We start from the raw sequence: 18,979 nt of genomic DNA on the forward strand, positions 1-18,979 counted from the left end.
CATGAGTTTTCGCATTGCCGCCGCCCCGCACGGGCATAGCCAGCAAAGCACCAGCGGAATGATGCGTTGGGTATGCTATGCCCTGCTACCGGGCCTTTTAGTACAAAGCTATTTTTTTGGTGCCGGTGTTTGGTTTCAGTTGATCCTTGCCATCGTCACCGCTTATCTTGCTGAAAGCTTGTGCATGATGGCCCGCAATCGTGATGCACGCTCAGCGCTGCGCGATAATACCGCGCTGGTCACCGCCGTACTGTTGGCCATCTCCATTCCTTCCCTCGCCCCCTGGTGGATCATCGTCATCGGTACCGCCTTTGCGATCATCGTCGTAAAACAGTTATACGGAGGAATGGGACAGAACTTGTTTAATCCGGCAATGGCCGGCTATGTGTTGCTGTTGGTATCCTTCCCCGTACAAATGACCAATTGGCTGCCGCCTGCAACCATCAGCAGCCACGACTTAAGTTTATGGCAGACACTGCACACCATCTTGTTTGAATACACGCCGGCGGGCTACAGCGTCGAGCAACTGCGCACCAACATCGACGGAGTGACCATGGCAACCCCGCTCGATAGCGTCAAAACCGCTCTCTCGCAAAGCTATACGTTGGACGAAATCTTTCAACGCCCGCAGTTTGGTGTGCTCGCCGGTGTCGGCTGGCAATGGGTGAACTTGGCCTTTCTGCTTGGCGGGGCAATCCTGCTGCAACGGCGGATCATCAGTTGGCATATTCCGGTCGGCTTGCTGGCCGGCTTATTAATCCCGGCTTTCGTTGCTCACCTGTTGGCCCCATCGGTGATGCCCGGAGTGCTGTTTCACGCGCTCAGTGGCGCCACCATGCTTGGTGCGTTTTTTATTGCGACCGATCCGGTCTCAGCGGCTACCTCACCGAAAGGACGCCTGGTGTTTGGCCTGTTGATTGGTTTCCTTATCTGGGTGATTCGAAGCTGGGGCGGCTATCCTGATGCCGTTGCCTTTGCCGTCCTGCTGGCGAACCTGAGTGTGCCGCTGATCGATCGTTACACTCGGCCAACGGTCTATGGTCATGCGCGGGGAGATCATAATGGCAACTAAAACAATGCAAAAAAATGGGCTGTTATTAGCGCTATTTGCGATTATAGCGACGTTTTTGGTGTTGGCAGTAGAAGCACTCACCGAGGATCGTATAAAGGCACAGCAGCGCGCTCAGACGCTTCGTAGTCTTAATGAAATTATTCCATCAACCTTACACGATAACGATCTTTATCAGTCTTGCCGGCTGATCCAAGAACCGGCGTTGGGCACATCAGAGCCTACCGCTCTGTATCGTGCATTTAACGATGACCGACGCAGTGCGTTGGCCGCTGAAATTATCGCCCCTAACGGTTATTCAGGGGCTATTCGTTTGCTGTTGGCTATCGATCCCAATGGCACCGTGCTGGGCGTTCGCACGTTAGAGCATCAGGAAACGCCGGGACTGGGTGACAAAATAGAAACACAAAAAAGCGATTGGATCCGTTCCTTTAGTGGTAAACGGGTTCGTTCGGCCGACGATAAACGTTGGGCAGTGCAACGTGACGGTGGCATGTTTGACCAATTTACCGGTGCCACCATCACACCTCGTGCCGTCGTTCAGGCGGTTAAGCGGGCAACATTATTTTTACAGCAAAACAGCGACACGCTGTTTGCCGCCGACTTGCCCCGCTGTCAGCAGGAGCAGGTAATGGAGGTCAGCGATGAATGAATTTAAAGAACTTACCCGCCAGGGGCTGTGGGAAAATAACCCGGCGCTGGTGCAACTGCTGGGGTTATGTCCACTGCTGGCGGTCACCGCTTCAATCACCAACGCCATGGGCTTGGGCTTAGCCACCTTGTTCGTACTGGTCGGCTCGAATATTACCGTATCGCTGGTACGCCAATGGGTACCACAAGAAATTCGAATTCCAGTATTTGTGATGGTCATCGCAACCTTTGTTACCATCATCCAACTGCTGATGAACGCCTATGTTTACGAGTTGTACCAGTCACTTGGCATCTTCATTCCATTGATTGTGACCAACTGTGCGATCATTGGTCGTGCTGAAGCCTACGCCTCGAAAAATCCATGGCCCAAAGCAGCCTTTGACGGTTTGGTTATGGGCGTCGGTTTTGCCTTAGTGTTGATGTTACTGGGTGGAATGCGGGAGATTATCGGCAACGGCACCCTGTTTGACGGTGCTGAACTGTTGCTTGGCGACTGGGCAGCGCAGCTGCGTATTGAATTATTTGAAGTCAATTACCCGTTGCTGCTGGCGATCTTACCACCGGGAGCCTTTATCGGGCTGGGTTTTATTATTGCCGGTAAGAACTGGATTGATGCCAAACGTGAGGCTAAAGCAGAAAAAATTGAGAAAACGGTCACTCGTGCACGAGTCACCGCAGAGTCGTAACAGTATGAATAAAGAAAAACGTTATCAAATTTTAAGTCGCTTACGGGAACACAACCCAAACCCCACCACCGAGCTGGAATACGAAACGCCATTTCAGTTGCTGATTGCGGTGTTATTGTCGGCGCAGGCAACGGATGTCGGTGTTAATAAAGCCACCCGTAAATTATTTCCAGTCGCGCCGACCGCCGAGAAAATGCTGGCATTAGGCGTTGATGGCATCAAGGAACACATTAAGACCATCGGCTTGTTTAACTCGAAAGCCGAGAATGCCTATAAGACTTGCAAGATCCTGGTGGAAAAGTATCAGGGCGAGGTACCAGAAAGCCGCGAGGCACTCGAAGCACTGCCCGGTGTCGGGCGTAAAACCGCGAATGTCGTTCTCAATACCGCTTTCGGCTGGCCCACTATCGCCGTTGACACGCATATTTTCCGCGTGTCGAACCGTACCCGACTGGCTCCGGGTAAAAACGTCAAAGACGTTGAAGAAAAGCTGATAAAAGTAGTGCCCAAAGAATTTAAAGTGGATGTGCACCACTGGCTGATCTTACATGGCCGTTACACCTGTGTCGCGCGGAAACCCCGCTGCGGCTCGTGCGTGATCGAAGACCTCTGCGAATTTAAGCAGAAAACCAGCGACTAGAGCTGCACCCCGGTAGGTTTTGACAGCCGCACCACCACGCGGCGGTTTTTCGCCCGATCCAGCGCATTGGCATTGCCGGCTATTGGCCGGTCTTCGCCATGCCCAACCGTTTCGATGCGTTGTTCCGCGATGCCACGTTCGACAAAGAAATTTTTAATTTCTTCCGCGCGTTTCTCTGACAATTCCTGATTGGGTTCTCGGGCGCCAAGGGCGTCGGTGTAGGCATTCACCAGTACCAGCTCCAATTCGTCGTCTACGGCGAGATACTGACTGATCTGTTCCAGTTTACGCTGCGACGCCGGCGTCAGTTTTTCACTGTCATCTTCATGATTCAACACCGTGTAAGCAATGTCTTCAAAACTGAACGGCAGTAACGCGTTAATGCAACTGCGAAAGGCATCATAGGCATCTCGGAAATTAACCGAGGACAAAGCCACGGCTACGGTATCAGTTTGGTTATACCAATCTTGATAATAGAACGTGGGGTAGCGTCCTTTTTCCAATTCAGACAACAGTGTCCACGCCATTTGCTTTTGTATCTCACCGTCAAACTGTTTGTAAAACTGCATATCACCGAGCGCGTAGGTCGCTTGTCCTGGCTGCCAACGCGGCGCTACCGACTCAATTTTTGCAACCCCATAACCATCTGGCAGTTGCTGCATATCCAGTTGCATACGCAGATTGAGCTGCTTACCCGCTTCGCTGTTAAATTCTACTTTGCCATACCGCGGAATGGTGTGCTCAAGACCACACTCAAGACGGCTGTTTTCGGCCAGATACCACATAGAGTTGTCGAGGTTAGCGCTATAATGGCGTACCGCGTTTGCCGAACCTGCAGGAACAGTCAGCAACCCCAGCACCGCAACAACCGTGTTGGCGACCAGAGTGTGTTTGAGGCGACAGTTTTTAATTACTGGCATATTGGTTCCTACCGTACAAATTAAATGCTTAAGCTCACCGGTTTTCTATCAGTGCTATCGGCCGTCACCGCGAATCCTTTAACGGTTAAGGCGACAACCACCGGTGGTTTTTGGCATACTATGGCAACTTTCGTAATTACCAGGCAAATGGAGCGCGCATGTCCGACTCAACAGAGTCTTTAATGAAACAGCGATTTAGAGGTTATCTACCGGTTGTTATTGATGTCGAGACCGGCGGTTTTAACCCCCGCCAGGATGCGTTACTGGAGATCGCCGCGGTGTTGCTGGACTTCGACGATGACGGTTGGTTAAAACCAACGGAAACGTTGCATTACCATATTGAGCCCTTTGCAGGTGCCAACATCGAACAGGCAGCCATTGATTTTAACGGTATCGACCCTCACTCACCGCTGCGCGGTGCCATCGCCGAAGATGTGGCATTAAAAGAAATGTTTAAACCCATTCGTAAAGCGCAGAAAGCGGCAGGTTGCCAACGTTCAGTACTGGTCGGTCACAACGCCAACTTTGACCACAGTTTTATGATGGCAGCCGCTGAGCGGAGCAACATTAAACGCAATCCGTTTCATCCCTTTGTGAGCTTTGATACCACCTCGTTGGCGGCTTTAACTCTGGGCCAGACGGTGCTGGTAAAAGCGTGCAAAGCGGCAGGCATTGCCTTTGATCAACAACAGGCTCACTCGGCCATTTATGACACCGAGCGCACTGCAGAGCTGTTCTGTTGGATGGTCAATGAGTGGAAAGTGCTGGGTGGTTGGCCACGCGCCAACGACTAGACATAAAAAAACGCCGCTCATCAGCGGCGTTTCTTATCAACTCAACACTAACTTACAGTTTGTCAGCGTTCTTCGACAGGTAAGCAGCAACACCTTCAGGGTTGTCTTTCATACCTTCTTTGCCTTCTTCCCAGCCCGCAGGGCAAACTTCACCGTGCTTCTGATGGAAGTTCAGAGCATCGACCATGCGCAGCATTTCGTCGATGTTACGACCTAATGGAAGATCGTTAACAACCTGGTGACGCACAACGCCGTCTTCGTCGATCAGGAATGAACCACGGAAAGCAACACCGGCTTCTGGGTGCTCAACATCGTACGCTTTGCAGATGCTGTGACGAACGTCAGCAACCAGTGGGTACTTAACCTGACCGATACCGCCAGCGTCAGTTGAAGTGTTACGCCATGCGTTGTGAGTAAACTGAGAATCGATAGAGACACCGATTACTTCCACACCACGTTTGTTGAATTCTTCTAAACGCTTGTCGAATGCGATCAATTCTGAAGGGCATACGAACGTGAAGTCCAGCGGGTAGAAAAAGATTACCGCTTTTTTGCCTTTGATGTGGTCAGACAGTTTGAAATTCTCAACGATTTCGCCTGAACCCAATACTGCTGCGGCAGTGAAATCAGGTGCTTTACGACCTACTAATACAGCCATTGATTCTCTCCATTTGTTGATATGAAAGTAGCTTAACTAAAGCGTTAAATCAGTACAGTACGAGGATGGGGGTCAGTTGGATCGATTTCAAGACCCGCCCCAACCTGTTTGCTGATTTATTCCTTTTCTGTTGGCTCCGGGTGGCGCTCAGCAACTTCTGTGATCAATTGTTGTAGTTCGCCATTCTGGAACATCTCAATAATGATATCACATCCGCCAATTAACTCACCCTCTACCCACAGCTGTGGAAACGTTGGCCAGTCAGCATACTTCGGTAATTCGGCGCGAATGTCCGGATTTTGTAGAATGTCGACATAGGCAAACGGCTGACCACAGCCCATCAGCGCCTGTGAAGCTTGCGATGAGAAGCCGCAGCTTGGTAGCTTAGGCGAACCTTTCATGTATAAAAGAATTGGGTTCTCAGCAATTTGCTGTTTAATCTTATCGATGGTTTCCATAGGACCTCTATTTCTAACGTCTCGGTGACTGCTAATGGTTGATTAAAATACTCAAGTATTATAGCAGACGCAAGTTACAATTTCTGCCTTGAAAATGAAACCAATCGTCCCTATATATCGTAGTGAGTACTACTAATGAGCTTGCACTTTCGCTATTGTGTAAGTTGCTTTTTGCAAAAAGAAAACTATGGAGAGGACATTATGGCATTTGAACTTCCCGCTCTTCCCTACGAGAAGAACGCCCTGGAACCGCACATCTCTGAAGAAACGCTTGAATACCACTATGGCAAGCACCACGCTACTTATGTAAGCAAGCTCAACGATGCCGTTAAAGGTACTGATTTAGAAAGCAAATCACTGGAAGACATCATCAAATCTGAAAAAGGTGGTCTGTTTAACAACGCCGCACAGGTTTGGAACCACACCTTTTACTGGAACTGTCTGTCGCCAAACGGCGGTGGCGCTCCTACTGGCGCAATCGCTGATGCGATCAATGCCAAATGGGGTTCTTTCGAGAAGTTTCAGGAAGAATTCAACGCCAGCGCGGCCGGTAACTTCGGTTCAGGCTGGACGTGGTTAGTGAAAAAATCTGATGGCTCTGTTGACATCTTGAACACCGACGATGCCGACACCCCAGTGGCTCATGACGGCGTAGAAGCGCTGCTGACGGTTGATGTTTGGGAACACGCTTATTACATCGACTATCGCAACTCACGCCCTAACTATCTGGAAGCGTTCTGGAAACTGGTTAACTGGGACTTCGTGAACAAAAACTTCGCGTAATCCCCATACCGTAACTTGCGCCGCCAGGCGCAAGTTACCTATACCGCGAAGCCCACACCGCGCAGCCTAAAGCGCAAAGCCTAATCGACCAAATCTTCCGGCATATCACCACGTAAGCTGTGCCAAATTTCTGCCGATTCGTAACCGTAACGACGCACCAGATTAACTGACTCGTTGTAATCACCACGTTTGGCCACCGCCGCCAAATTCGCGTAATAATCGCGGGCGAGCTGACGCGCTTCCGGCGAGGAAAAATAATATTGACCAATGCGCGAATAAAGCCCTTTAAAGCCATTAAGGATAAGTACGTAAATCGGATTATCAGCCGCCATGGCCATGTCGTGGTTCAACTGATAATCAAATTCCGCAAATACGGTTTCGTCATCATCCAGATCCGCGGCCTGCTCTAACAATGCCAGAGCCCGCGCCGGGTTATGACGAATTGCAGCACGAATGTAAATAGCACTGATGTTGGTGCGTGCAGATAACAGTTGATCAACCAGTTCCGGCATGCCGTCTTCGTCCAGCCGTGCCAGCGTTTCCAAAATATTAAGGCCGGACGTTTCCCAGAAGTTATTCACCTTGGTCGGTTTGCCGTGCTGAATGGTCAGCCAACCGTCACGGGCTAACCGCTGTAATACCTCGCGCAACGTGGTTCGAGTAACACCAATCAACTCTGACAGCTCGCGTTCGGCCGGCAAAATGGTGCCCGGTGCAAAATGACCATTCCAAATTGATTTAACAATATATTCTTCAGCAAACCCCGCGGGGCTTTTTGCTTTTATAATCATTCTTTTGCCTGTCTGCGAAACAATACCTGAATTCTACCAGCCTTCTATGAGGTCGGACAAGCAAGGCGCACGCTTTATATCGACATCATGACGTCAGTTCGGTAAGGTTTAGGCGCATTTTTATAACCAAATCAACAAAAGGACTGATCATGACCCCGCTTGCCCAATGGCCTGCCCGCCAGACTCCCTGGCTGCTGCTTTTTCTCGGCACCATGTTGCTGTTTGTTATCGCACTGTATTTTCAACACGGCATGGGATTGGAGCCCTGCGTAAAATGTGTGTATCAACGTGCAGCGGTGTTGGGTATTGCACTGGCGGCACTGGTTGGCGGCTTAGGTTATAAATTTTGGCTGACACGTTGGCTGGGTCTTTTAGGATGGGGCTATGCCGCATTTGAAGGCCTGCGCATCGCCTACGATCACTGGGATTTACAAACGTCGAAAAACGCATTCTTTGCGGTGTGCGAAAGCGCGCCTAATTTTCCGGCCTGGTTACCCTTACACGAGTGGATTCCTGGCTTTTTTGCCGCACCGGGCCTGTGTGGCGATATCGACTGGGCCTTTTTAGGGATGGGCATGCCCGGCTGGATGACCTTTATCTTCGCCGGCTTGCTGAGCTTAGCGGTGATTGTTGCGTTACTGCACTTAATCCGAGGCCGGCAGTAGCGGCCAGGTCACAATCCGATCCTCAAGTTCGCCAGCAAACTCGGACTCGCTGATGCAACGGCCGGCAACGTGGTAGCCGGCCTTTTTCATTGGCGTTTTATCTCCTCCATGCCGAAGCGGATGCCAATCGGGAAGTGCTTGACCCTGCGCCCGCAATCGATAAGCACAGCTTTTCGGCATGAAATACACTTGCGCCAGATTATCGGGGCTTAACGGCACACATTCCGGCACCCGTTGGGTGCGGTTTGCATAGTCTTTGCAAAGTGCTTTGCCGGTATCCAGCAAACGACAAGCGACATCGGTTTGATAGAGGTTGTCCTGCTCGTCCTGCAGTTGATTTAAGCAACACTGCCCACAGCCGTCACACAGCGCCTCCCACTCATCGTTGGAGAGGCGCTCAAGTGGCTTGTCATACCAGGCCATTACCGCCACTATCGAGGAAAGCGAATACGGTCAGATAAATAGCCAACCGCGGCAACGAAATAATGTGAACGGTTCCAGCGCATCAGCGCGTCGTAATTAGCATACGCTAGATAAACGCGTCCTTCTTTATCGTCAGGAATCACCACAGAAGCTTTGATATCATTACGGTTAGGCAGTGCCGAACCATCCATGCGCGTGATCCCTAGTGCCTGCCATTCATCCAGTGACTTTTTGACATCCAAATCCGCCAGCGTGGTATCGAAATTTTCAGGCAACTGTACCTGCCGGCCCCAGGTGACGTCATCACGCCAACCAACGGATTTCAGGTAATTCGCCGCCGACGCGAACACGTCCCCGTAACTGTTCCAGATGTCCTTTTTACCGTCGCCGTCATAATCGACCGCATAGCTCATAAACGAGCTCGGCATAAATTGGGTTTGTCCCATAGCGCCGGCCCATGAGCCTTTCATCTGTTCAGGCTTAATGTGCCCTTCTTCAATGATGGTTAACGCTTCCCATAACTGCTTCTTGAAAAACGCCTCACGACGGCCGTCGAACGCCAGCGTGGTTAACGCAGAAACCACCTTAAAGCCACCGGTGAACGACCCGAAATTGGTTTCGATCCCCCAAAGGGCGACGATAAAGCGAGGCTGAACCCCATACTCTGCGCCAATTTTTTCCAGCAGTTGCTGATGTTCACGGTATTTTTCCAGCGCTTTGTCGGCTTTCCATTCTGGCACTGCGCGCGGCAGATAGGTGTCCAACGTCAGTTTAAATTCCGGCTGATTCTTATCCAGTTCAACCGCTCGCTGATAGTACTCAACGTCGGCGAAGGCTAAATCCAACGTTTGCTGCTGATAGCCGGCTGCCAGGGCTTCCTGTTTGAGCTTGGCAACATAGTCGTTAAACTGTTGCTGAACCTGTGCTTTATCCTGTTCGTGACTGTGTTTTTCACCGTCTTCAGGATCGTGCCCTGCGGCATTCACTAATGGCATGACCAATAATTGCGAGGCGACCACCGCCGCCGCGCCTAACATCGAAAATTTATTCACTTGAGTGACTCCTGCTGAGGGGAGAGTTGAAGATAAAACCCAGTTTCTTTGAGGTGTTTTATCAAATCCGCCGAAGAAATTCGCGCCAGTTGATCGCGCTTGGCTAAGTTAACCGTCAATACTTTTGTCGGTGGCCCAAAGCTCTCTCGCAGCGCTTCCGGCACATCGTCAAAGTCAGCGCCATGCTGCAAATACAGATAGGTATCCGCCTTACGCCGACTGCTAAATACGTCACACAGCATCCGTGGTACCTCCCGTACAACCTAAATTAAACCACTTAATTCTGCCTCAAGAAGGCGCCAGCGCCAACCCTGCTTTAAATCTGGCTGCGGTAGCCGTTGTTGTTGATGCGATGAAAATTGCCAATGGAAGTTTAAAAAGTCATTGATTTGCTTGCGTGAGGCAATCAGCACCGGGTCAACATCCAGTTCCGTCGCCACTCGCTGAATACCCTGTTTTATTGTTTTCACCGCGTCTTTGTAGCCCGGCATGTCATCTAAGCGTTGCAACGGCGCCGGATAGTCGCTCTGCGGCCGTTGTCGGCTATCCTGAATCACTTCTATCAGTTCGGCACCGGAATACTTCCGCGTCAACGGTGGCAGTCCATCAATCCCGTGCAGTTGCTTCTCTGAGCTCGGCTGACGACGCGCCAACTCCAGCAGCACGCCATCCTTGAAGACAAAGCCAATCGGCATATCACGACTTTGTGCCTTACGCTGACGCCACGCCGTTAAGCGCTGTAACACCGCTAGCTGTTGCGGGTTCAGTTGCCAGGCATTGCCAATGAACAGATAGAGTAAATCCGGCGCGATTTCCTGAGTACGTTTTTCGACTTGCAGCCGACTTTCCGCCAGCACAATGTCCAGTACGTCTTTATCTTCACACAAGCGCAGCAAATAGGGATACATCGCTGATAAGTAACTGGCATCGGCAGCCGCATAGTCCAATTGTTGCGGGGTTAACGGGCGCCGCAGCCAGTCGGTGCGCGATAAACTTTTATCCAACTCCACTCCGCCACACAATTGCTCCACCAGTTTGGCGTAGCCCATGGCACTACCGAGCCCGCAAAAGCCCGCAGCAATTTGTGTGTCAAAAATACGTTGCGGCGCGTTACCGGACTGATTGTAAAACAGTTCAATATCTTCACCACCCGCGTGCAATACGGACGTCACAGCCGGGTCCGCAATCAACTGCCATAACGACGCCAAATTCAGTTTCACTAACGGGTCAATCACCGCCGTGGTGCCGGCCGCATGAACCTGAAGCAACCCCAGTTTGGCGTAATAGGTACGTTGTCGTACAAATTCACTGTCAATTGCAAACCAGCCCGCAGAGCGGGCTGATTCACAAAAGTCCTGCAAGGCATCGGTCGTATCGATTAACTGATAATCAAGTACCGACTTAGGAACATCTATCAGACTCAAGCGTTTTCCTCATCGCGCAATTCTTTACGTAAAATTTTACCGACGTTCGATTTCGGTAATTCATCGCGAAACTCAACCAGTTTCGGCACCTTGTAGCCGGTCATGTTTTCTCTCGAGAACTCAATGACTTCACGCTCGGTCAATGATTTGTCTTTGGCAACAATAAAGACTTTTACCACTTCACCCGATGACTCGTGTGGTACGCCGATGGCTGCCGACTCCAGAATTTTTGGATGCTCCGCCAGCACGTCCTCGATTTCATTAGGGTAGACGTTAAAACCGGACACCAAAATCATGTCTTTTTTGCGATCGACAATTTTGAAGTAGCCGCGCTCGTCACAGGTGGCCATGTCGCCGGTTGCAAACCAACCGTCCTTGATGGATTCTGCAGTCGCGTCAGGGCGGTTCAAATAGCCGACCATAACCTGTGGACCTTTTACGTGCAGTTCTCCCGGCTCGCCAATTGGCAGTTCTTCACCCGTTTCAGGATCGCAGATTTTCATCTCCGTACTGGGTACCGGCAAACCGATGCTACCGGTATAGTGCTCGATGTCGTATGGGTTAACGGTAACTACCGGCGAGCACTCAGTTAAGCCATAACCTTCCAGTAAGCGCGACTTGGTTACCCGCTCCCAGTGTTCAGCGACTGCTTTTTGTACCGCCATTCCCCCGCCCAGCGCTACCTTCAGATTGGAAAAGTCCAGGTCTTTGAAGCCGCGGGTATTCAACAGGCCGTTGAACAAGGTATTCACACCAGAAATCATCGAGAATTTGTACTTGCTAAGCTCTTTCACAAAACCCGGCATATCACGTGGGTTTGTGATCAAAATATTGCGCCCGCCGTGTTTAATAAAAGTCAGGCAATTCGCGGTTAACGCGAAAATATGATACAGCGGTAACGCGGTGATGATGATCTCTTCACCGTCGCTCATAATCGGCGTAATAACCGAGGAAACCTGTTCCAGGTTCGCCACCATATTACGGTGCGATAACATCGCGCCTTTGGCCACGCCCGTGGTGCCACCGGTGTATTGCAGAAACGCTAAATCGTCACCGCTAATTTCTGGTCGCTGGTAAGACGCCGAAGCACCTTTCGCCAAGGCTCCGTTGAAGTCGATGGTTTTTTTAAGGTTGTGTCCTTCTACCATACGTTTCACGTACTTAACCACAACGTTGACGATCCAACGCTTGGGCGCCGGTAACATATCGCCAATTTGTGTGGTAATCACCTGCTGCAATTCGGGAATTTCAGCCCGCACTTTATCCAGGGTATGCGCGAAATTTTCCAGAATCACGATGCCTTTCGCATGGGAGTCGGTCAGTTGATGCTTGAGTTCCCGTGGCGTGTATAGTGGATTCACATTAACCACCGTCATGCCTGCCGCCAGAATACCGAATAAAGCGACCGGGTACTGCAACAAGTTAGGCATCATTACGGCAACGGCGTCACCCTTTTTCAAGCCCGTACTTTGCAAATACGCTGCAAATTGCTGAGCTTTTTCACCCAACTCGGCAAAGCTCATCTCACGGTCCATGTTGACGAAAGCAACTTTATCAGCGTACTTGTCTACACTCATTTCGAGAATATCAACGAGCGAGGCAAAGTGGTCTGGATCGATAGTTTCTGGCACCCCTGCAGGGTAGTTTTTCAGCCAAATTTTATCCATATCAGGCTCCGAATCGAATAGTTTCTATTATTATGTTTATAGTTGTACGCGCATCATCGCATATCCGACCAGTTAATCCTAGTTGCTAAGATGCAGTAATATCGGCGATAAGCCGCGCAAAAGGCTCTGGATTTTCCATATGTACATGGTGTCCACCGGCAACGCGGTGAACGTTCAATTGTTCCACGCAATGTCCCCAGCGAGCGATCGCCGGTTCCACTTTGTCATAGCCTTTTTCACCGCGAATCAAGGTGATAGGGGTAGAAATTTGCTGAAGTAGTTGCTCTACCGTCGACGCCGGCAAACGGTACGGTGAAGTCGCTTTTACCCGGGGATCGGCGCGCCATTGCCAGCGCCCCTGCGGGTTTCGATAGCAACCTCGCTGCACCAGTATTTCGACCAACGGTTGAGAAAAATCGGCAGATTTCATCCGCGCTTCAACCGCGCTGCTCAATTCACTGTAGTCCCGCCACTTAGACCCGCTGAGTTTTTGCCGTGACTGAAATCCGCTGAGCAACTGTTGATGCGCGTCTTCACCGTCACTGACCAGTAACCCAAAGGCTTCGATCAACAACAGGTGACGCAATCGTTGTGAGCATAAACTGGCCACCACATTACTGACAAAACCGCCCATCGAGTGCCCGACTAATACGATATCCTGCCAGTTCTGTTGTTCCAGCAATGTCCACAGATCATAGGCATAATCAATAAAATGGTAATGTGTGCCGGGCGGACGGTGATCGGATAACCCATGTCCGGCCCAGTCTAACGCCAATAAACCACCCTTTCTGCGTGACCAGTGATGTGCTATGGGTAAAAAACTGTGGGCGTTATCAAGCCAACCATGAGTACAAATAACCCGTACTTTTTTAGGATCTCCCCAGCAAAGTCCGCGTACCGTTCCCCACGGCAACTTATAGCTCACCGCCGTCGCGGCGGCGAGCGTTTCACGAAACTGTCCAGCCATTAGTGACGGTTTTTACTCGGACTTCCAGAGTTTTTATCTGACCCACCGTCGTTGGAAATGGGCGGCCGCGGGATATAATAAGGACGATACGGGTAAGGGGCATAAAAGTTATGCCGGAACCACAGTGGTGAGTAATCGATTTGCGCCTCAATTTTTGGTTTTTCCTTCGGCCACAAATAGTACCCTGTCGCCTTCAACACCGGATAGCGATAGGTATATTCATCAATCTTACCGATACGCGTTTCCTGAACGGTGCCTAACACCGTTAAGCTGCGTCCCGGTTGATACACTTCCGGATCGACAAAACCATCGATAATGGCAAGAAACCGACCATTACTGTCATCACTGACCAACGGACGTCCCCAACTTTTCAACGAGAAGTTAACCATTTCGATAATGGTTTCATCTTCAGCGTTGCGTACATCCGCGATAACACCGCCCCAACGCGCCTGTTGCCCGACCACTTGTTCGGGGTTATTCAGCGCGGCGGAATAGCTCACTAACGGTACGTCTTCCGCTGTGTTAATAGGTTCAGGAATCGTGGTACAGCCCGCCAGCAAAAGCGCCGTAACAAAAATCAAGCTGTTCTTCATATAACCACCCTTGTTGATGACGACCTGTCAGGCGTAGAGATCAACGCCAAACATTGATTTCACTTCTTCTCTGCGCTCGTTCAACTGGACGCCCTGATAGGCTTCCAGCGCGCGCCGCGATGACGGCGGAGGTGCATCATAAAATGTATTAAGCTGTTGCCAGCGTTGTGCGCGCTGACGACCGTTATCAGCCGGCCCAACCACATCGTTGCGCCGTGCCGTTTCCGATGCGCGTTGCTCAGCGTTATCAGCAACCGGCTGCACTCGCTGCGGTGCCTTGGACGCAAAGCGATCAACGGGTTGTAGGCCAATACTGTTTATATTCACCGCTCGCTACTCATTACTTTGACTGATCTCATTATGGCGAGTTCCGCTGCTTATGCCAAGTCATCCACAAAAATTAACGTCCGGGTAGCTTTTTCCAGGTCACTTCGTTGCGTACATATAAAGGCTCCAGCGCCTCCGCATCAACCGCATTCGCTTGTCCGGCCTGAGCCAACGTCAACATATCGCGCGCTTCGGGCAAACGACAATCGTTGCTTAAATTGACGCTTAACGGTAAATCAGCCGTCAGTAGCTCACTGTAGTTATCCCACCCGGTTCCGGCGGTGGTTACCTTCTCGTCACCGTTCAGATTCAGCGCCAGCAGCGGTTCCCTGAACAACGCCGCGGTAGGTTTGGCGACGGCCGGTTCGGTTATCGCCACGGCAATACCATTTACGTTTTCGTACAGCGCGTAATAAACTTCTGACATCCGCGCGTCAATACAGGCTAACACCAGTTGCGGCGGCTGATGACCTTTGTCAACGGTAGCCGCGCTGTTACAACGAATGCTCTTTTGCGCCAGCGCCTGCAGACTCGACACCGGATACACGGGAAACTGACCACTAAAGGCTAACCCCTGACCAACCGACACGCCTATACGTACGCCGGTAAAACTGCCCGGGCCACTGCCAACCACCAGCCCCTGCACATCCGCAAGAGTTAAGCCGGCTTCATCCAATACGTCATCCACAAAAGGCAACAGCCGTTGTGAATGTTCCCGCGGACTTTCTTGTACCCGCTGATAGAGTTGATCGCCGGCCAACAGGGCAACCGAACAATTTTCGGTTGAAGTATCAATTGCCAGTAGTGTGTTTGTCATGGTTGCTCTCGTCTAAAAAATCTAAAGCTTTCTGCAGATCCCGGGTGCGCGCCATCGGCGGCAGGCTTTTTAAAAATCGTGCGCCGTAATAGCGGTTTACCAGCCGGTTATCGCAGACAATCAGCACACCGCGATCACGCTGGTCACGGATTAACCGTCCGGCCCCCTGCTTTAACGCGATAATAGCCTGTGGTAGCTGGATGGTACTGAACGCGTCGACGCCACGTAAGCGCGCGTCTTCAACGCGGGCATTTAACAACGGATCATCGGGAGATGCAAAGGGCAGTTTATCGATAATGACGCAACGTAACGCATCGCCACGCACGTCGACCCCTTCCCAGAACGAGGATGTTCCCAGTAATACCGCGTTGGCGGCCTTAGTGAACTGATTAATCAACTCCGTTTTACCGGCGTCGCCCTGCACCAGTACTTTACGGTCAATACGATCGCGTAAAAAGTCCGCCATTTGCTGCAGCATTCGGTGGCTGGTAAATAACAAAAAGGTACCGCCGTGATTATGGTCTATGCACTGCTGCGCAATATCAGCCAGCAGCGTATGACGATTATAGTCATTGGCTTCCGGCAAGTAGCGCGGCAGACACAACAGCGCCTGCTCGGCAAAATTGAAAGGACTGGCTAATAATAACGTTTCAGCATCGTAGATACCGAGCCGATGGGTAAAGTGCTCAAACTTTTCGTTGACTGCGATGGTTGCCGAGGTAAATACCCAGGAACGCTGGCTATGCCGCACTAAGCCGCCGAATTTTTTTGCCACACTTAACGGCGTCTGGTGCAGCACCACATGCCGAACCGTGGTCTCAAACCAGTAGCTATAGCCGGTTTCGTCGGTATCCATTAACTGCTGCCACAAGCTTAAATATTCTTCGGCTCGTTCAATCAGGTTATCCATGTCTTTGTGGCGACCACGTGCCGTCCGCAGCACTTGCACCAAGGTTTCTAATTTTTCCTGAACCCGACTGGTGGCTTCTTGCATGGCATCCTGCTGCCGCCATTCCCGCCAGTTGCCGCGCATTGGATCGCGGGGAAACTGCAGTCGCCAATCCTTCACCACCTGTTCAAAGGTACGTGCCATTTGCGTCGCCTGAGACAAATCTTTCAGCTCAGTCAGACACAAACGAGTTACTTCTTCACACAGTTCGGTGAGCTGGCGTGATGATATCGCATCGCCAAAATACTGACTGGCAATGTCCGGTACCTGATGCGCTTCATCAAATACCACCACATCACTGTTAGGAATAATTTCGCCAAAGCCGGTATCTTTCACCGCAAGATCCGCAAAAAACAGATGGTGATTGACGACCACAATATCGGCTTTTTTGGCTTCTTCTCTGGCGGTAACCAGGTGACACTCGTCGTAAACCGGACAGTCACGGCCCAGACAATTATCTTTGGTGCTGGTAACCAGCGGCATCACCTGTGCGTCTTCCTGCAGTTCGTTGAGTTCGCCAATATCGCCACTGCGGGTCATGGTTGACCAGCGCTTAACTTTTAACAACTGGTGCTGGGTTGTTTTTGGCAACTGCCCTGCCTGCTGCTGCGCCTGTTCCAGCCGATAAATGCACAAATAATTGGCACGGCCTTTTAGCAGCGCAATCACTTTCTTTGGGGCAAGAATTTTACGCAGCGTTGGCAGGTCGCGATGAAACAGCTGTTCCTGCAGGTTTTTAGTGCCCGTCGAAACAATGGCTTTTTCTTTGGCAAGCAGAATCGGCGCCAGGTAGGCAAAGGTCTTACCGGTGCCGGTTTCGGCTTCCACCACTAACTGACGGCCGGCGCGAATGGTCTTTTCTATGGCCGTAGCCATCTCAAGCTGCGCATCGCGCGGCTGAAAGCCATCAATAGCGGCCGACAGTTGCCCACCCGGTTTAAACACGTCGGCGACTTTACTCATAACAGGCACTGCTTCCTAAGGTCTTATCTGAACACTCAAATTAGGCGGGCATTATGACACAGCAACACGCGTGATCGAACTGGCAATTGTGTTTATTGATTCGAGCCGCCCTGGCTCGGTTGACGGCAGATAACGGGAGAATGGCTTAGGCGTAGGTATCAATATGACCATCATTATCGCCGTCAGCATCCTGCTGCGGCGCATTTTGCTGCTGTTGTGACCCTTGCTTGCCGGACTGACGACGAGCGTCGTTATCGGTGATGGTATTGCTTTCCTCATCACTGATTTTAGCCACTTCTTTGGTTTTTTCTACCTGATTGACGCGCAATTGCTCGCGATCCTGATCGATCGGAATACGCGCATCACGCGGAATCAAAGGTACCATTGCATCGAAGTTTGCCACGTTCGTTCTCTCTGCTGACGGGTTGCCTCGGTAGGACTGAGCTCAGGCTCAGACCTCGTTTTCAGTATACAGACCCTTTTCCATTTGTACAAATTTTAACCGGCTCTTTTCAACCTTATCGGCTGGATTAAATTTAACCTGAGGGTTGCATTTATCCTGTGAGTCGTTATCATGCTATACAACTTATTTGTTAATCACCCACATTGGAGTCGCGAAATGCAAACTGAAATGCGCCAGCACCACCATCATCATTGGTTTTACATGGGCTAGCCATCAGTTTGTCTATGGGCTAGCCGAATAACGCTAGCCTTTCGCATGACTATACAACCCTTCGAAAGGCCGACTTTCGAAGGGTTTTTTAATTTTAGGAGCAATTATGACCGAACGTTTAACCATCGCCATTCAAAAATCGGGACGACTGAGTAAAGAGTCGCTGGCACTGCTGAACGCCTGTGGCGTTAAGTTCAGCATCAACGAAGCGCGTTTAATTGCTCACAGCACCAGCCACCCTATCGATCTATTGCGTGTACGTGATGATGACATTCCGGGTCTGGTCATGGACGGCGTCGTCGACTTAGGACTGGTCGGCGAGAACGTATTAGAGGAAGTTCGCTTAGAGCGCGAAGCCGTCGGCGACGCTGCCGAATACAAGCCGCTACGGCCACTGGAGTTTGGTGGTTGCCGGTTATCCATCGCCGTGCCCCGCGAAACGCCGTTTGAAAAGCTGTCTGACCTTAACGGTAAGCGTATCGCCAGCACCTACCCCTACCTGTTGCAACGTTATTTAAAAGACAACGGCGTCAGTGCTAAGAACGTCAACCTTACCGGTTCCGTTGAAGTGGCGCCGCGCGCTGGGTTAGCTGATGCTATCTGTGATTTGGTGTCTACCGGAGCCACGCTGGAAGCCAATGGCTTGGTGGAAAAAGAAGTTATTTTCCGTTCGCAGGCGCAATTGATTCAAAGTAACGAGCCGTTATCACCGGAAAAACAGGCAATGATTGACCAATTACTGCCACGAATCGATGGTGTACAACTGGCAAAAGAAAGTAAGTACATCATGCTGCACGCCCCCAAAGCCGCGCTTGACGAAGTGATTGCCTTATTGCCGGGCGCGGAAACCCCGACGGTGTTGCCGCTGAGCCACACCGATGAACAAGTTGCGGTACACATGGTCAGTACCGAAAAGCTGTTCTGGGAAACCATGGAAGATCTTAAAGCGATTGGTTGTAGCTCGATTCTAGTGCTGCCAATTGAGAAAATGATGGGCTAAGGAGGTCGT

Annotated in this window: 23 protein-coding genes; 8 read left to right on the top strand and 15 right to left on the bottom strand. The window is 50.9% G+C overall.

Translation table 11 applies throughout. The features are described 5' to 3' along the window. Position 1 precedes the first annotated feature (1 nt). Genes rsxD through nth form a run of 4 tightly spaced genes read left to right on the top strand, consistent with a single transcriptional unit; the run spans position 2 to position 3,046 of the window. Positions 2-1,072 carry an electron transport complex subunit RsxD gene (gene rsxD, locus C5610_RS08970; protein WP_105306865.1) on the top strand — a complete coding sequence of 357 codons (1,071 nt, stop codon included), beginning with the start codon at positions 2-4 and terminating at the stop codon, positions 1,070-1,072. Continuing rightward, entirely contained in the window at positions 1,062-1,721 is a 660-nt protein-coding gene (rsxG, locus tag C5610_RS08975; RefSeq protein WP_105306866.1) for an electron transport complex subunit RsxG, read from the top strand. Before rsxD ends, rsxG begins: the two co-directional genes overlap by 11 nt. Beyond that, complete coding sequence (locus C5610_RS08980) at positions 1,714-2,406, top strand: electron transport complex subunit E (protein WP_105306867.1); 693 nt, start codon at positions 1,714-1,716, stop codon at positions 2,404-2,406. Before rsxG ends, C5610_RS08980 begins: the two co-directional genes overlap by 8 nt. A 4-nt stretch (positions 2,407-2,410) precedes the next feature. Further along, positions 2,411-3,046, top strand: a complete 636-nt coding sequence (gene nth, locus C5610_RS08985; RefSeq protein ID WP_105306868.1) for an endonuclease III — start codon at positions 2,411-2,413, stop codon at positions 3,044-3,046. On the opposite strand, the gene C5610_RS08990 is transcribed toward nth, so the two are convergent. Beyond that, positions 3,043-3,966, bottom strand: coding sequence for a flagellar protein MotY (locus C5610_RS08990; RefSeq protein WP_105306869.1), 924 nt, complete (start codon positions 3,964-3,966; stop codon positions 3,043-3,045). The genes nth and C5610_RS08990 overlap by 4 nt on opposite strands. Positions 3,967-4,124: 158 nt before the next feature. On the opposite strand from C5610_RS08990, the gene rnt reads away from it, so the two are divergent. Beyond that, entirely contained in the window at positions 4,125-4,760 is a 636-nt protein-coding gene (gene rnt, locus C5610_RS08995) for a ribonuclease T (RefSeq protein ID WP_105306870.1), read from the top strand. A 52-nt stretch (positions 4,761-4,812) separates the two neighbouring features. Here the strand turns inward: rnt and C5610_RS09000 are convergent, their stop codons facing one another. Both C5610_RS09000 and C5610_RS09005 read right to left on the bottom strand, forming a co-directional pair. Next, positions 4,813-5,418 carry a peroxiredoxin gene (locus tag C5610_RS09000; RefSeq protein ID WP_105306871.1) on the bottom strand — a complete coding sequence of 202 codons (606 nt, stop codon included), beginning with the start codon at positions 5,416-5,418 and terminating at the stop codon, positions 4,813-4,815. A gap of 116 nt (positions 5,419-5,534) precedes the next feature. Continuing rightward, positions 5,535-5,876, bottom strand: coding sequence for a Grx4 family monothiol glutaredoxin (locus tag C5610_RS09005; RefSeq protein WP_105306872.1), 342 nt, complete (start codon positions 5,874-5,876; stop codon positions 5,535-5,537). 201 nt (positions 5,877-6,077) lie between these two features. On the opposite strand from C5610_RS09005, the gene C5610_RS09010 reads away from it, so the two are divergent. Then, entirely contained in the window at positions 6,078-6,659 is a 582-nt protein-coding gene (locus C5610_RS09010) for a superoxide dismutase (protein ID WP_105307771.1), read from the top strand. An 80-nt stretch (positions 6,660-6,739) separates the two neighbouring features. Here the strand turns inward: C5610_RS09010 and fadR are convergent, their stop codons facing one another. Beyond that, complete coding sequence (gene fadR / locus C5610_RS09015) at positions 6,740-7,450, bottom strand: fatty acid metabolism transcriptional regulator FadR (RefSeq protein WP_105306873.1); 711 nt, start codon at positions 7,448-7,450, stop codon at positions 6,740-6,742. Positions 7,451-7,599: 149 nt separating this feature from the next. Between fadR and dsbB the strand changes: the two genes are divergently transcribed. After that, positions 7,600-8,115 carry a disulfide bond formation protein DsbB gene (dsbB, locus tag C5610_RS09020; protein ID WP_105306874.1) on the top strand — a complete coding sequence of 172 codons (516 nt, stop codon included), beginning with the start codon at positions 7,600-7,602 and terminating at the stop codon, positions 8,113-8,115. Here dsbB and C5610_RS09025 read toward each other — a convergent pair. The 11 genes from C5610_RS09025 to C5610_RS09075 form a co-directional block, all read right to left on the bottom strand. After that, positions 8,095-8,538: a YcgN family cysteine cluster protein gene (locus C5610_RS09025; RefSeq protein WP_105306875.1), complete on the bottom strand. Its 444-nt coding sequence runs from the start codon at positions 8,536-8,538 to the stop codon at positions 8,095-8,097. The two genes, dsbB and C5610_RS09025, sit on opposite strands and share 21 nt — an antisense overlap. An 8-nt stretch (positions 8,539-8,546) precedes the next feature. After that, the gene (locus tag C5610_RS09030; RefSeq protein ID WP_262339837.1) at positions 8,547-9,590 is read right to left on the bottom strand and encodes a lytic transglycosylase domain-containing protein; all 1,044 of its coding nucleotides are present in this window, start codon (positions 9,588-9,590) and stop codon (positions 8,547-8,549) included. Further along, entirely contained in the window at positions 9,587-9,832 is a 246-nt protein-coding gene (locus C5610_RS09035; RefSeq protein WP_105306877.1) for a YcgL domain-containing protein, read from the bottom strand. The genes C5610_RS09030 and C5610_RS09035 overlap by 4 nt, the downstream gene beginning before the upstream one ends. 21 nt (positions 9,833-9,853) lie before the next feature. After that, the gene (gene rnd, locus C5610_RS09040) at positions 9,854-11,014 is read right to left on the bottom strand and encodes a ribonuclease D (protein ID WP_105306878.1); all 1,161 of its coding nucleotides are present in this window, start codon (positions 11,012-11,014) and stop codon (positions 9,854-9,856) included. Further along, positions 11,011-12,681, bottom strand: coding sequence for a long-chain-fatty-acid--CoA ligase FadD (fadD, locus tag C5610_RS09045; RefSeq protein WP_105306879.1), 1,671 nt, complete (start codon positions 12,679-12,681; stop codon positions 11,011-11,013). Before fadD ends, rnd begins: the two co-directional genes overlap by 4 nt. An 85-nt stretch (positions 12,682-12,766) precedes the next feature. Beyond that, the gene (locus C5610_RS09050) at positions 12,767-13,648 is read right to left on the bottom strand and encodes an alpha/beta fold hydrolase (RefSeq protein WP_105306880.1); all 882 of its coding nucleotides are present in this window, start codon (positions 13,646-13,648) and stop codon (positions 12,767-12,769) included. Next, complete coding sequence (locus C5610_RS09055; RefSeq protein WP_105306881.1) at positions 13,648-14,241, bottom strand: Slp family lipoprotein; 594 nt, start codon at positions 14,239-14,241, stop codon at positions 13,648-13,650. The genes C5610_RS09050 and C5610_RS09055 overlap by 1 nt, the downstream gene beginning before the upstream one ends. A gap of 27 nt (positions 14,242-14,268) precedes the next feature. Next, entirely contained in the window at positions 14,269-14,568 is a 300-nt protein-coding gene (locus C5610_RS09060) for a hypothetical protein (protein ID WP_105306882.1), read from the bottom strand. Between the two features lie 73 nt (positions 14,569-14,641). Beyond that, positions 14,642-15,385, bottom strand: a complete 744-nt coding sequence (gene tsaB / locus C5610_RS09065; protein ID WP_105306883.1) for a tRNA (adenosine(37)-N6)-threonylcarbamoyltransferase complex dimerization subunit type 1 TsaB — start codon at positions 15,383-15,385, stop codon at positions 14,642-14,644. Continuing rightward, positions 15,360-17,297 (bottom strand): ATP-dependent DNA helicase, encoded by a 1,938-nt coding sequence (locus tag C5610_RS09070; protein WP_105306884.1) that lies wholly within the window; start codon positions 17,295-17,297, stop codon positions 15,360-15,362. The genes tsaB and C5610_RS09070 overlap by 26 nt, the downstream gene beginning before the upstream one ends. A 145-nt stretch (positions 17,298-17,442) precedes the next feature. Next, a complete protein-coding gene (locus tag C5610_RS09075) occupies positions 17,443-17,700 on the bottom strand; it encodes a hypothetical protein (protein WP_105306885.1) in 258 nt (85 codons plus the stop codon). A gap of 376 nt (positions 17,701-18,076) precedes the next feature. Between C5610_RS09075 and hisG the strand changes: the two genes are divergently transcribed. After that, complete coding sequence (hisG, locus tag C5610_RS09080) at positions 18,077-18,970, top strand: ATP phosphoribosyltransferase (protein WP_105306886.1); 894 nt, start codon at positions 18,077-18,079, stop codon at positions 18,968-18,970. The last annotated feature ends 9 nt before the right edge of the window (positions 18,971-18,979 follow it).

The organism is Idiomarina sp. OT37-5b (genome assembly GCF_002968395.1).
Classification (GTDB): domain Bacteria; phylum Pseudomonadota; class Gammaproteobacteria; order Enterobacterales; family Alteromonadaceae; genus Idiomarina; species Idiomarina aquatica.